Annotated in this window: 14 protein-coding genes; 10 read left to right on the forward strand and 4 right to left on the reverse strand. The window is 57.0% G+C overall.

The genetic code is table 11. The annotated features are described in order from the left end of the window. Complete coding sequence (ubiE, locus tag IFT84_RS04610; protein WP_192117418.1) at positions 1-777, reverse strand: bifunctional demethylmenaquinone methyltransferase/2-methoxy-6-polyprenyl-1,4-benzoquinol methylase UbiE; 777 nt, start codon at positions 775-777, stop codon at positions 1-3. A 162-nt stretch (positions 778-939) separates the two neighbouring features. On the opposite strand from ubiE, the gene mutM reads away from it, so the two are divergent. The 5 genes from mutM (at position 940) to ybaK (ending at position 5,595) form a co-directional block, all read left to right on the forward strand. Next, positions 940-1,833 (forward strand): bifunctional DNA-formamidopyrimidine glycosylase/DNA-(apurinic or apyrimidinic site) lyase, encoded by an 894-nt coding sequence (gene mutM, locus IFT84_RS04615; protein ID WP_192117419.1) that lies wholly within the window; start codon positions 940-942, stop codon positions 1,831-1,833. Positions 1,834-2,030: 197 nt separating this feature from the next. Beyond that, a complete protein-coding gene (rpsT, locus tag IFT84_RS04620) occupies positions 2,031-2,297 on the forward strand; it encodes a 30S ribosomal protein S20 (protein ID WP_192117420.1) in 267 nt (88 codons plus the stop codon). 978 nt (positions 2,298-3,275) lie between these two features. Further along, positions 3,276-4,724, forward strand: a complete 1,449-nt coding sequence (gene dnaA / locus IFT84_RS04630; protein ID WP_446737565.1) for a chromosomal replication initiator protein DnaA — start codon at positions 3,276-3,278, stop codon at positions 4,722-4,724. Between the two features lie 21 nt (positions 4,725-4,745). Beyond that, the gene (locus IFT84_RS04635) at positions 4,746-5,102 is read left to right on the forward strand and encodes an ArsC family reductase (protein ID WP_192117609.1); all 357 of its coding nucleotides are present in this window, start codon (positions 4,746-4,748) and stop codon (positions 5,100-5,102) included. Positions 5,103-5,121: 19 nt separating this feature from the next. Continuing rightward, positions 5,122-5,595: a Cys-tRNA(Pro) deacylase gene (ybaK, locus tag IFT84_RS04640; protein WP_192117422.1), complete on the forward strand. Its 474-nt coding sequence runs from the start codon at positions 5,122-5,124 to the stop codon at positions 5,593-5,595. 66 nt (positions 5,596-5,661) lie between these two features. Here ybaK and IFT84_RS04645 read toward each other — a convergent pair whose 3' ends face one another. Continuing rightward, positions 5,662-6,855 carry a sensor histidine kinase gene (locus IFT84_RS04645; protein WP_192117423.1) on the reverse strand — a complete coding sequence of 398 codons (1,194 nt, stop codon included), beginning with the start codon at positions 6,853-6,855 and terminating at the stop codon, positions 5,662-5,664. Between the two features lie 184 nt (positions 6,856-7,039). Here IFT84_RS04645 and IFT84_RS04650 point away from each other — a divergent pair, with 184 nt between their 5' ends. Beyond that, positions 7,040-8,287 (forward strand): aminopeptidase, encoded by a 1,248-nt coding sequence (locus IFT84_RS04650; RefSeq protein WP_192117424.1) that lies wholly within the window; start codon positions 7,040-7,042, stop codon positions 8,285-8,287. 96 nt (positions 8,288-8,383) lie between these two features. Here the strand turns inward: IFT84_RS04650 and IFT84_RS04655 are convergent, their stop codons facing one another. Further along, positions 8,384-9,193 carry a class II glutamine amidotransferase gene (locus tag IFT84_RS04655; protein WP_192117425.1) on the reverse strand — a complete coding sequence of 270 codons (810 nt, stop codon included), beginning with the start codon at positions 9,191-9,193 and terminating at the stop codon, positions 8,384-8,386. Positions 9,194-9,276: 83 nt separating this feature from the next. Here IFT84_RS04655 and IFT84_RS04660 point away from each other — a divergent pair, with 83 nt between their 5' ends. After that, positions 9,277-9,681: a GFA family protein gene (locus IFT84_RS04660; protein ID WP_192117426.1), complete on the forward strand. Its 405-nt coding sequence runs from the start codon at positions 9,277-9,279 to the stop codon at positions 9,679-9,681. Positions 9,682-9,696: 15 nt separating this feature from the next. Here the strand turns inward: IFT84_RS04660 and IFT84_RS04665 are convergent, their stop codons facing one another. Next, on the reverse strand, positions 9,697-11,283 hold the full coding sequence (locus tag IFT84_RS04665; protein ID WP_192117427.1) for a peptide chain release factor 3: 1,587 nt from the start codon (positions 11,281-11,283) through the stop codon (positions 9,697-9,699). A 93-nt stretch (positions 11,284-11,376) separates the two neighbouring features. On the opposite strand from IFT84_RS04665, the gene dut reads away from it, so the two are divergent. The 3 genes from dut to cysK all read left to right on the forward strand — a co-directional run bounded on the left by dut (position 11,377) and on the right by cysK (position 13,629). Next, entirely contained in the window at positions 11,377-11,838 is a 462-nt protein-coding gene (gene dut, locus IFT84_RS04670; RefSeq protein ID WP_192117428.1) for a dUTP diphosphatase, read from the forward strand. 38 nt (positions 11,839-11,876) lie between these two features. Further along, positions 11,877-12,494, forward strand: a complete 618-nt coding sequence (locus tag IFT84_RS04675; RefSeq protein ID WP_192117429.1) for a LysE family translocator — start codon at positions 11,877-11,879, stop codon at positions 12,492-12,494. A 169-nt stretch (positions 12,495-12,663) separates the two neighbouring features. Continuing rightward, positions 12,664-13,629, forward strand: coding sequence for a cysteine synthase A (cysK, locus tag IFT84_RS04680; protein ID WP_192117430.1), 966 nt, complete (start codon positions 12,664-12,666; stop codon positions 13,627-13,629). The last annotated feature ends 91 nt before the right edge of the window (positions 13,630-13,720 follow it).

Consider the following 13,720-nt stretch of genomic DNA (forward strand, 5'->3'; position numbering starts at 1 on the left):
CTAGAGTTTCCAGCCGGAGTGCAACGCCGCAATACCGCCGGTATAGTTGGTGAACTGCACGCGGGAGAACCCGGCCTTGGTGATCATCGCGGCAAAGTCTTTCTGATTGGGGAATTTGCGGATCGATTCCACCAGATACTGGTAGGGCTCCGCATCGCCGGTGATCATCTGGCCGAATTTGGGAATCGCGTTGAACGACCACGTATCGTAGACCGTATCGAGCAACGGCAGATCGACCTCGGAAAACTCCAGCACCAGCAGACGCCCGCCGCGCTTCAACACGCGGTACGCCTCACTCAGCGCCACATCGATACGCGGCACATTGCGAATGCCGAAAGCTATCGTGTAGGCATCAAATGAATTGTTCTCAAACGGCAGGTCTTCGGCATTGGCCTCGACAAAGGTGAGGTTGTCCGAAAGACCCTTTTTACCCGCGCGCTCGGCACCCACCGCGAGCATGGAGCCATTGATATCCAGCACCGTTGCGTGGGCTTGGCGATCAGAAGCCTCAACGATACGAAACGCAATATCACCGGTGCCACCGGCCACATCAAGCACGCGATAATCGCTGGATTTGCGCGGGTTGAGCGCGGCAATCATGGAGTCCTTCCAGACCCGGTGCATCCCCATCGACATGACATCGTTCATGATATCGTAGCGCTTGGCCACCTTGTGGAAGACGTCATTGACGAGGGTTTGTTTCTCACCTTCGTTGACCTGGCGAAAGCCATAGGATGTTTCCATACCACCATCGGCTGAAATGCGCTGCCCAGTCATTTTGACACTCCGTTTAAACGCTCATATACGCTTGGCTATAGCGGATATGGAGACCAATACCTACCTCTTCAATGCCGCAGGTTGTCGCGGGTTATACGCCAAACCCTTTAAAAAGGCGAAAGCCGTTTTGGCAATTCTAACGAATAAGCTGGAGTGACCGATATGCCGGAATTGCCGGAAGTGGAAACCGTACGCCGGGGGCTGGCACCAGCCATGGAAGGCGCTGTGCTGACCAAGGCGGAACTGCGCCGGGCAGACCTGCGCTTTCCCTTCCCGCCGGATTTCGTGGATAGAATCACCGGTCAACGGATCGTCGCGTTGTCGCGCCGAGCCAAATATCTGCTGATCGAGCTGGAGAATGGTGACGATATCATCGCCCATCTCGGCATGTCCGGCTCGTTTCGCGTGGAAATGGATGCAGCGGAAGCAGAGACGCCGGGCATTTTCCACATGCCGCGCGGCAAGGATGAGAAGCACGATCATGTCGTGTTTCATCTTCAAAGTCCGGCTGGACGCGGACGGGTGGTCTATAATGACCCGCGCCGCTTCGGCTTCATGGATATTGCCCGCCACGCTGATCTCTCCGGTCACGCCTTTTTTCGCGGCATGGGCGCGGAGCCGACCGGCAACCTGCTGGATGAAACGATTCTGGCCACGCGCTTTGCCGGCAAAAGCCAGCCCTTGAAAGCCGCCCTTCTGGACCAGAAAAACATTGCGGGCCTTGGCAATATCTATGTGTGCGAGGCCCTGTGGCGGGCAGCACTCTCGCCGCTCACACCAGCCGGCGCGTTGGTGGACACGAAGGGCAAGGCCAAACCGGCGCTGGCCGTTCTCACCCAGTCCATCCGGGATGTGATTGCCGATGCCATTGCCGCCGGTGGCTCGTCGCTGCGCGACCATATCCAGACGGATGGGTCTCTGGGCTACTTCCAGCACACCTTCTCTGTGTATGATCAGGAGGGCAAGCCTTGCCGCCGTGCAGGCTGCGGTGGTACGGTTACACGCATTGTGCAGACTGGCCGCTCGACCTTTTACTGCCCGACCTGCCAGACATAAGGCGTTTGGGCGGTCAACTTTGGCGCGATGCCGTAAAAATGCGCGTTGACTGGTGGCCGCTTACAGGCTATACGCCGCCCACGGTTTGAAAAGCCAATCCGGCTTTTCGTAATTCTCCCCTTGTGCTTGGAACGGCAGGTCATGATGACCAGACGCGGCATGGTGGGAGTTGTGGCAGAATTTTCGGAGAGGCATCCATGGCCAATACATCTTCGGCGAAAAAGGCGACTCGTAAAATCGCCCGCCGTACTGAAGTTAACAAAGCCCGTCGCTCGCGCGTTCGTGGTTTCATCCGTAAGGTTGAAGAGGCAATCCTGACCGGCGACCAGGCTGTCGCGCAGGAAGCCCTGCGTGCATGCCAGCCAGAGTTGATGCGCGCTGCTTCCAAGGGCGTTGTGCACTTCAACACAGCGTCGCGCAAGATTTCGCGCCTTGCCAGCCGGGTTAAAGCAATCTCTGCTTAACCTGCTAAAACTGACGGAATATGCCAGCCCGATCTTTGATCGGGCTTTTCCGATTCTGGGCATACGTCAGCGTTATGGTTAACGGTTAAGACCATTTCAGGGCTGATATGACGACAATTCCGTGACAGGAATTTTTGATCAAAAACAACGACTTGTCCGAGAAGGTCATGATCCCGTGCCGGTGCGGCCAGCACATTGCGGCGAAAACAGAGTCAAGCGAATTTTTATTTTTGGCCGATTTTCTCCCCTGCTCATTGCTGAAAATTTCAAAGCCATTGATTCATAAGCGATTCTTCTTCAATGCCCCTTGGGCCATGCAGGACGCAGTTTAAGAGTCAACGCCCGGCCTCAGATTGTCGCCAAAAATCACGATTGATCTCACCCCCTGATCCTGACTAAATACATTTCACAGGGCGCGGCCCACCACGGATACGTCTGACGACGCCGTTTGTGGATGGGCGGCGTGAGTGACAGTTCAAGCTGTCCGGCAGAGCGGTTACCCGCTGTGATCGACCTGTGTAACGGGGTGTGTCCATCTCGTTTCATCATTTGAGTGTGAGGCTTCACCCAAACGGGCAACTGTTTGGACGAGGCTTCTTGCGGCCTGAATTCAGGATGGCTGCACAGTTGTGTATGAGTAGAGGCGCTGACCCTGACCGGTCGGCGTTTGCGTAAAGAGTAACAGGAGTACCGATTCCATGCGGATAACCGGGTTGTACCAGCCAAAGACAAAACGACCACTGACCGATGAGCCGCGTTGCGGTTTTGCGGTTTGCGGCAGGTAGCACCGGGCATATCTGAAGCGTGAAAGACGTGCTGGTTCAGATCAGGCTGCACGTTCGATAAAGCGTGGTGGTGGCACACCACACGAGACTGGTATTGGAAGGCGGCACTATGCGAATGAATGTAATGGCGGCGGATGCTTTTGCGAACGACGGAACTGCGGTTTCGAAACAAGAAACAATAGGGGGAACAGGCGTGACACAGCAGGACGCACTATTTGAACGGGTAAGTGCGCGGCTGAAAGCTCAAGTTGGTCCCGATGTTTTTGCAAGCTGGTTCGGTCGCCTGAAGCTTCATTCGGTGTCCAAGAGCGTCGTGCGCCTGTCGGTGCCGACAACCTTCCTGAAATCTTGGATCAACAACCGCTATCTCGACATCATCACCGCCCTGTTTCAGGAAGAGGATGGCGAGATCCTGAAGGTGGAAATTCTGGTGCGCACCGCTGCCCGAGGTGCCCGCCCGATCGTCAGCGAAGACGCGGTCATGCCTGCCATCGAAGCGCCCGCAAACGCAAGCCCGCGCCGCAACACTGTCCAGTCCATTTCCATGGCAACGACGGCGCCGCTGTCTTCTCCGGGCCGCGCGCCGGTTGCCGGTCCCCTGTTCGGCTCACCGCTCGATCCGCGCTACACCTTCGATAGTTTTGTCGAAGGATCTTCCAACCGCGTTGCGATGGCAGCCGCCAAAACCATTGCGGAAGCCGGTGCGGGTGCTGTGCGCTTCAATCCCCTGTTCATTCATTCAAGCGTTGGGCTCGGCAAAACCCACCTGTTGCAAGCCATCGCCAGTGCCGCGATCCAGAGCCCGCGCGCACCGCGTGTGGTCTATCTGACAGCCGAATATTTCATGTGGCGCTTTGCCACCGCCATCCGCGACAATGATGCCCTTTCGCTGAAAGAAACCCTGCGCAATATCGATCTTCTGATCATTGACGACATGCAGTTCCTGCAGGGCAAGTCCATTCAGCACGAATTCTGCCACCTGTTGAACATGCTGCTCGATTCGGCCAAGCAGGTCGTGGTTGCAGCCGACCGTGCGCCTTGGGAACTGGAATCGCTGGACCCGCGCGTGCGTTCGCGCCTGCAGGGTGGCGTTGCCATCGAGATGGAAGGCCCGGATTACGAGATGCGTCTTGAGATTCTCAAGCGTCGCCTTGAAGTTGCGCAGATGGAAGATGGCTCTCTGGATATTCCGGTTGAGATCCTCAGCCACGTTGCCCGCAACATCACAGCCAGTGGCCGTGAACTGGAAGGCGCTTTCAACCAGTTGCTGTTCCGCCGCTCGTTCGAGCCGACCCTGAGCCTGGAGCGTGTGGACGAACTGCTTGGCCATCTGGTCAGCGCCGGAGAGCCGAAGCGTGTGCGAATCGAAGACATTCAGCGCGTTGTCGCCAAGCACTACAACGTTTCACGTCAGGAACTGGTGTCGAACCGCCGCACCCGCGTCATCGTCAAGCCACGCCAGATCGCCATGTATCTGGCCAAGGCACTGACGCCGCGTTCTTTCCCGGAAATCGGTCGCCGATTCGGTGGTCGCGATCACACCACGGTGTTGCATGCGGTGCGCAAGATCGAAGAGCTGATTTCTGGTGACAGCAAGCTGTCGCACGAAATTGAGCTTCTGAAGCGCCTGATCAACGAATAGGCTTGTCCCATGCCCATAAGCATGACCGCGACGATCTATGGGATCAAAGCCTGCGATACCATGAAAAAGGCGCGTGCCTGGCTGGATGGCCAGGGCGTCGCCTATGCGTTTCACGATTACAAGACCGCTGGCATTGACGAAGCAACCTTGAAGCGCTGGTGCGCGACGGCTGGGTGGGAAACTGTGCTGAACCGCGCCGGCACCACGTTTCGCAAAGTACCGGAAGCCGATCGGCAGGATCTGGATGAAGCAAAGGCCATTGCGTTGATGATGGCCCAGCCGTCCATGATTAAACGGCCGGTTCTGGAGGCGAACGGTGAGACCCGGATCGGTTTCAAGCCCACGGAATATGAAAGCCTGTTTTCACACATCGGATAGAACATTACCGAGCTGAGCAATGTCAAAAAGCACGCGCGCGACTCTTGCGCTGACCAACGCGGGTGTATCCTTTACCCCCGTCAGCTATGCCTATGACGGCAATGCTGAACGCATCGGCCTGCAAGCGGCTGAGGCTCTGGGCGAAGACCCGGCCTGTGTTTTGAAGACCTTGATGGCAGAGGCCGATGGCAAACCGGTTTGCGTGATCGTACCGTCCGATTGCGAGGTAAGCATGAAGAAGCTTGCCAGTGCATTTAATGCCAAATCCGCTCATATGATGAAGCCTGCCGATGCAGAACGGCTGACCGGCTATCATGTCGGTGGCATCAGCCCCTTCGGCCAAAAAAAGACCGTGCCGACCGCAATCGAAATTGCCGCCCTGGACCATCCCTATGTCTATATCAATGGCGGGCAGCGCGGCCTTCAAGTGCGGCTACTGCCCACGGATGCGCAACGGGCATTGAACGCAAAAGCGGTGTCACTCATCAGCTAGGGTATGCACAGCAAAAGTGTGCAGCGGTTTACGTCATGACAATGCGCAAAACACACTGGACGAGCATCAAGCGATGATCGGCGTAAAATCCTCGTTTTGCGGTGCCGTGAAGACGACCGTAAACGCGGCACCATCAGACCAATCGCAGCGTTCAGCCGACAATGTGCCGTTTAATTGACGGGCGAGCGAGCTGATAACCTTCATACCGAGGCCTTTGCTGTTCTCAAGGCTGAAATGTGTCGGCAAGCCGGGCCCATCGTCACTGACACGCAGCATGATCTGGTTTTCTCCCGAAAGCTGGATGGTGACCCGGATGTTGGTTGCGCCCTGCTTGGCCGCATTGGTGATCAGCTCGTTGACGATCAGGCCGATGGGCACCAGCTTGTCGCTCGGCAAATCCAGCGCCTCGCCTTCGACGTTCAGCCGTCCCTCGGCGAAGTGCAGAATCTCTGAAATGGTCAGGCAAAGACGCTGTAAATACGCCTGGCAGTTTTCGCGCACTGCACCGGCATCGGCGGCGAGATAAATATGCTGGTGGGAACGGGCAACCGCAGAGATACGGCCGGAAGCAACCGCAAGCTGTTCCGCTGTGTCCGCGCTTTCTGCTGAACGGCTCTGCAGCATCAGCATGGACGACACGAGTTGCAGGCTGTTCATGACACGATGGTCGATCTCGCGGGCGAGAAGCCTGCTTTGGCTGAGTTCGGCATTCTTCTCTTCCACCATGCGCGTCGCCTCGGCAATGGCCTGGCGGGCGGTCATGCGCAGTTCCATCTGTCCGATGACGGCGGCGGCAAGGTGTTTCAGATGTTCGATCTGCTTGCGGGTTGGCCGTCGCGGCACCAGATCGGCAACACCGAGAACGCCGATGGCGTGGCCCTCGGGCGTGATCAGCGGAATGCCGAGATAAAATTGTAGTCCCGGCGCGCCCGTCACCAGGGGATTGGCGGCCGCGCGTTGATCGGCGCTGGCATTGACGACCAGCCAGGGCTTGTCCTGCAGAACAGCCGATCCGCAAAAGCCCGGAACCCTCGCCGTATCGGCCAGTGCCATACCGTGGGCGGCACGAAACCGTATCGTATCGGCATCAACCAGACTGATAAATGCAGTGGGTACGGAAAACAGTTTGGCAGCAATAGTGGTTATGTTCTTGAACGGGCCATCCTGCTCGCTATCCAGTATGGCATAGGCATTGAGAGCGGCCAGACGTGCGGCTTCATCCCAATTCTGGTTGTGGAGGTCACCCTTTCTGACGGTCAATGCGCATCCCCTACTCGACACCAATGCACTATATACGGACATATCTCATAATAGTTCTCTTAATAGTTGCATAAAGCGATAAAGAAAGCCCTAACATTGCAATTAAAGTTCGAAGAGGAGATGTTTTGCGTTGCTTTCCGGTTGATGGTAAAAAATCCGCTCCAACAGCAACAGGCAGGCCCCCATGACGCTTTCTTCCTCCACCCCCGTTGATCCCGTCAAACTTGATCGTCTGGCGGAGGTGGCCGTCAAAGTTGGCCTGCGGCTGAAACGGGGGCAGGATCTGGTGATCACCGCGCCCATCGTGGCGCTGCCACTGGTGCGGGCGGTGACAGCCCATGCCTACCGCGCCGGAGCCGGGCTGGTGACCACATTTTACGCCGACGAGGAAGCAACGCTTGCCCGTTACCACCATGCGCCAGAGGAGAGCTTCGACCGTGCGGCCGACTGGTTGTATGAGGGCATGGCGAAAGCCTATGCCAACGGTGCAGCACGTCTGGCAATTGCCGGAGACAACCCCATGCTGCTGGCCGCACAGGACCCGGCAAAGGTAGCGCGCGCCAATCGCGCCAACTCCATTGCCTACAAACCGGCACTCGAAAAAATCTCCAATTTCGATATCAACTGGAACATCACTGCCTATCCCAACCCGGCCTGGGCGCGCCAGATGTTTCCCGGCGATGAAGAGGCGGTTGCTGTCGAGAAGCTTGCCAATGCAATTTTCGCGGCCTCTCGTGTCGATCAGGATGACCCGATTGCCGCGTGGGAAGAGCACAATGCAGCTTTGGGCAAGCGCACCGCCTGGTTGAATGCGCACGCCTTCCAGTCCCTCCACTTTACTGGCCCCGGAACCGACCTCACCATTGGACTGGCCGACGGGCATGAGTGGCACGGGGGCGCCTCCATGGCGAAGAACGGTATTGTCTGCAATCCCAATATCCCGACCGAAGAGGTCTTTACCACCCCTCATGCCCGTCGCGTCGATGGAACGGTCACCAGCACCAAGCCTTTGTCTCATCAGGGAACGTTGATCGACAATATTTCCGTGCGGTTTGAAAAGGGTCGCATTGTCGAAGCCAAAGCCAGCAAGGGCGAGGACTTGCTGAAACGCGTTCTGGAAACCGACGAGGGTGCCAGCCGTCTGGGCGAAGTGGCACTGGTGCCGCACTCATCACCGATTTCAAAAAGCGGCCTGTTGTTTTTCAACACCCTGTTTGATGAGAATGCCGCCAGCCACATTGCGCTGGGGCAGTGCTATTCCAAATGCTTCGTGGGCGGCGCAGAGTTGACCCAAGAGCAAATTACCGCGCAAGGCGGCAATTCCAGCCTGATTCATATCGACTGGATGATTGGCTCCGGCAAGGTCGATGTGGATGGATTCAAACCGGATGGAAGCCGGATTCCCGTTATGCGCAAGGGAGAGTGGGCTTAGAGCATAGTCCGACCGGAGTGAAGCGAGGATCGAGAAAGATTATGCTTTCAGAATAAAGAGTTAAGAGCGCCGTTCTGATTCAATCAGAACGGCGCTCTAAGCGCGTTTGCTGATGGTGCGTGGATGCTCCGTGTCCGTTGAAAACAGCTTCACGTCGATGCCGTTATCTCCGATGATAACCGCAGAGCCATCGGGGATTTCCAGCCACGTGCTGTCTTCATCGTTCAACGGCTCGGAGACGAGGCAGTAACCGCTGCCTTGGCCTACCGGTGCCGCATAAAGGGTCGGTGCATTCCAGTCTGTGGCGTAACGCACAGCGTACAGCGTTTGCCCATTTGAAAAGGCCGCGGTGAACTTGACCAGGGCTTCGCGACCGAGATGAAGCGCCAGTCTTTCAATGAAGGACAGCGTTTCCGAAATCGCGGCCAGCGGATCGCGATCCAGACCAAACTGACAGGCCAGCAGAAAGATCAGCTCCGAATCTGTGGTGCCGGTGCGCGCTCGGTAGAGATCGTCATCCAGCATATTTTCAAGCGGACGGCGCAAATGCTCGAAACCGGCAATCTGCCCATTGTGCATGAACGACCAGCGACCGTGAACAAAGGGATGGCAATTATCCCGTCGTGTGCCGCCGCCGGTTGCGGCGCGCACATGGGCCAGAAACAGGGGTGAGCGAATCTGGCGGGCGATGCTTTTCAGATTACAATCGGACCAGGCTGGCAGAATATCGCGGTAACGGCCCGGCTCCTCGCGCTCGCCATACCACGCAATGCCGAAACCATCTCCATTGGTTGCCGTTTTGGCACGGGTGGCACAATGCGATTGCTCGATCAGCGAATGAGCTGGTGATGACACCAGTTCCTCCAGAAAGATCGGCTGCCCCTTATAGGCTGCCCAACGACACATGCGAAATCCTGTCTGCCATCAGTTACACTTGATTAACCATAATTGGATGAAAACTGTAACATTGCGTTAACGAGGACACGACCATGAGAATTGACGGAGGGTGTCATTGCGGTGCCATCGCCTATGAGGCCGACATTGACCCGGAGATAATCTCCATTTGCCACTGCACCGACTGTCAGGCCCTGACGGGCACCGCCTATCGCGTGACGGCACTGACCGGACGGGAGCAGTTTACGATTGTGCGCGGCACGCCCAAAGCCTACCACAAGACCGGTTCATCGGGTGCTATACGCCTGCAAATGTTTTGCGGAGACTGTGGTTCGCCGCTGTATGCGACGGGACCCGGCGAGGCGGCGGCACGAATTGGCATCCGCGTTGGCACCATCAATCAGCGCCAGCAACTGTCGCCAAAAATGCAGAAATGGTGCGGCTCGGCCCTGGCATGGAGCCTTGATATCAAGGACTTGCCACACGCGCCGGATAATTGACTGACTATGTCAATATCACGCCGCCTTGGCGACGTGATATTCCTTGATTGCAATCATCTTGATCGCTTTCCAGCGCTCAGATTCGTAATTGAGCGAGAACCCGTCCTGCGCCAGAAACACCGGATCGCCATCCAGATCGCGGGCAATATCCCCGCGCTTGGCGGTCACGAACTTTTCGAGTTCGCCGGGCTGGTCCGATGAGACCCAGCGGCAGATGGAAAAGCGCGACATTTCAAACGAGACCGGAAGACCGTATTCGGCCTGTAGCCGCTCTTTCAGAACATCGAGCTGCAACGCGCCCACGACACCAACGATAGCCGGCGAACCATCTTCGGGCGAAAACAGTTGCACCACGCCTTCCTCGGCCATTTGCTGCAAAGCTTCTTTCAGCTTCTTGGCTTTCATCGCATCTTCCAGCCGAACACGGCGCAGAATTTCCGGTGCGAAGTTTGGCACCCCGTGGAAAACAAGGTTTTCCCCCTCTGTCAGCGTATCCCCGATGCGCAAGGTGCCGTGGTTGGGAATGCCCACCACATCGCCCGCATAGGCCGTGTCCGCCAGCTGGCGCTGCGATGCAAAAAAGAACTGTGGTGCGGTGAGGCCCATCTGCTTGCCCGTACGCGACAGGCGCGCCTTCATGCCGCGCTCCAGTGTGCCGGAGCAGACGCGAACAAACGCAATGCGGTCCCGGTGGTTGGGGTCCATATTGGCCTGAATTTTGAAGACAAACGCCGTCATTTTTTCGTCTGTGGCCTGCACCGTACGCACGTCGGCGACCTGCGCGCGCGGCGGTGGCGCAACATCCCCAAGAGCATTGATGAGATCCCGCACGCCGAAATTCTTTAGCGCGGAGCCGAAGAACACCGGCGTCATATGCCCTTCCAGAAAGGCCTGCTTGTTGAACGGGCGGCAGGCTTCGCGGGCCAGTTCTACCTCGTCAATGAAGGCGGAACGTTCATTTTCCGGCAAACGACCGGCAGCGGCGTCCGCCTGCGGCCCGTTGACTGCGACAGGGTCTTCCTTATCGGAGCCGCGCACTTCGTTGCGTTTCAGATTATACGTGCCGCAGAACGAGCGCGAGCGGCCGATCGGCCAGTTGATCGGTGCTGTGTCCAGCGCCAGTTTTTCTTCCACCTCGTCCAGAATCTCGAAGATGTCGCGGCTTTCGCGGTCCATCTTGTTGACGAAAGTGATAATGGGAATATCGCGCAGGCGGCACACTTCGAACAGTTTCAGTGTCCGCGGCTCAATACCCTTGGCGGCATCGATCACCATCACAGCGGCATCCACGGCTGTCAGTGTACGATAGGTATCGTCGGCGAAGTCTTCGTGACCGGGCGTATCCAGAAGGTTGAACACCACGTCATTATACTCGAAGGTCATGACGGAGGTGACAACCGAGATGCCGCGCTCCCGCTCTATCTTCATCCAGTCGGACCGCGTCTGGATGCGGTCTTTCTTGGCTTTGACCTCACCGGCAAGCTGGATGGCGCCGCCAAACAGCAGCAGCTTTTCAGTCAGCGTGGTTTTACCCGCATCGGGGTGGGCGATAATCGCGAATGTGCGACGGCGGGATACCGCCTCTGCGAGACTTTCGGCCATGATATCAGAAATTCCTGTTGATGGACGGTCTTCTAACTGTTCGCAGAGACAGATGCAATTGACGAGCAGCGCAATTGAGGAAACGACGAGACCATGACCCTATCACCGTCCTCAATCGCCCTTATCCGTCTGCCCCATGGCGCTGACCTGCCGCTGCCTGCTTACGGCACCGCTGGTGCCGCCGGCTTCGATCTCACGGCCGCCGTCGCGGCTGATCAGCCGCTGACCTTGCCGCCGGGACATCGTGCTCTGGTTCCGACGGGTTTCATTTTCGAGATACCGCAGGGGTTTGAGGGACAGGTTCGCCCCCGATCCGGTCTGGCGCTGAAATTCGGGATCACCTGCCTCAACACGCCGGGCACCATCGACAGTGATTATCGCGGAGAGGTACAGGTGCTGCTCATTAATCACGGAGATGTACCGTTTGTGATCGAGCGCGGTATGCGGATTGCACAAATGGTGATTGCGCCTGTCCATCGTGTGAGCCTGCTGGAAGAAACGAGCGTTTCCATCAGCGCGCGCGGCGCTGGCGGATTTGGCTCCACTGGCTTATAAGAGGACATCAATATTGCACCGAGCGCAGGAGGGGTGACATGGGTCTGGCGGGGCTTTTGCTTTATAGCGGAGCATTGTTTATCGCAGCGGCCATACCCGGTCCCGGCATCACGGCGCTGGTGGCACGCGCATTGGGATCAGGTTTTGCTGCGACGCTGCCGATGATGGTTGGTATCATTCTGGGTGACATCTTCTACCTGACTGCCGCCATTCTGGGTCTGGCCTTTATTGCGCAGACATTTGGCACCGTTTTTCTAATCATCAAATATCTGGGTGCGCTGTATCTGGTTTGGATCGCCTACAAATTGTGGTCGCAGGGCATTGCACCGGACACCATCAAAGCTAAGCCGCCGATGCGCATCTGGGCAACGTTTCTCAGCGGCTTTCTGCTGACACTCGGCAACCCCAAGACCATTTTGTTTTACGTGGCCCTGCTTCCTACGCTTCTGGATCTCGAACAACTGACACCAGCGGATTACACGCTGCTCGTCTTCGCGACAGCGACGATTTTAACTGCGGTGTTCGTGCCGTATATCGCACTTGCCTCCCGCTTGCGCGGTGTCGTCAAACAGGGAAGAACGCTGCGGTTGCTCAATCGGCTTGCGGCAAGCATTCTGGGAGCAACCGCCATTTCCATTGCACTGCGGGCGCATTGAACGGAATTTCCGGCAATCCAAGCGGCTTGGAAATGAATTTGCTTTAATTTGCTGTGGTAAAATGCACTGTGGGGCGCATATTCGAAGCATTTCCAGCTAAAGCGCATGCGCTTTTAGCGCAAGGACAATGCGATAGAACAAAGACTTTAGTGTGCCTAAGGAAACCCGTATGTCTAAGACCGCCAAGCCCGGCCGGGGCCGAATCTATTCGTCGATTACCGAAACCATCGGCAACACGCCGATTGTCCGTCTGGACAAGCTGGCCAGAGACAAAGGCGTGAAGGGCACCCTGCTGGCAAAGCTTGAATTTTTCAATCCGATCTCGTCGGTCAAGGATCGCATTGGTGTGGCGATGATCGAGGCGCTGGAAGCCGATGGCAAAATCACGCCCGGCAAAACGACGCTGATTGAGCCTACCTCTGGCAATACCGGTATTGCATTGGCGTTTGCAGCAGCAGCCAAGGGATACAAGTTGATTCTGACCATGCCGGAAAGCATGTCCATTGAGCGCCGCAAGATGCTGGCGCTGCTGGGCGCGGAACTGGTGCTGACGGAAGCGCCAAAGGGCATGAAGGGCGCCATTGCCAAAGCCGAGGAACTGGCTGCCACCCTGCCCGACGCCGTTATTCCGCAACAGTTTGAAAATGCTGCCAATCCGGAAATTCACCGCAAGACCACGGCACAGGAAATCTGGAACGACACGGAAGGCCGAATCGATTTTCTGGTGGCCGGCATTGGTACTGGCGGCACGATTACGGGTGTGGGTCAGGTGTTGAAAGGCCTGAAACCGGATTTGCAAATCATTGCGGTGGAACCGGCAGATTCCCCGGTCCTGTCGGGCGGCAACCCCGGTCCCCACAAGATTCAGGGCATTGGCGCGGGCTTCGCGCCCAAGATTCTCGATACTGGCATTTATGACGAGGTTATTACCGTCGGAAATGACACCGCAATTGAAACTGCCCGCCATGTGGCACGTCTGGAAGGTGTGCCGGTGGGCATCTCCTCGGGTGCAGCACTGGCGGCAGCCATAGAACTGGGGCAGCGCGAAGACAGTGCCGGGAAAACGATATTGGTCATCATTCCGTCCTTCGCTGAGCGGTATTTGTCCACCGCCCTTTTCGACGGGCTGGCATAACTTCTTATACCTGCCCGTCGGTTTTGGTTGGCGGGTTATGAGCATTCTTGGGTCACCAATTACGGTTTTGTAACGCCAAACTACGATTGCC

This window comes from Rhizobium sp. CFBP 8762, from assembly GCF_014841565.1.
GTDB lineage: Bacteria > Pseudomonadota > Alphaproteobacteria > Rhizobiales > Rhizobiaceae > CFBP-8762.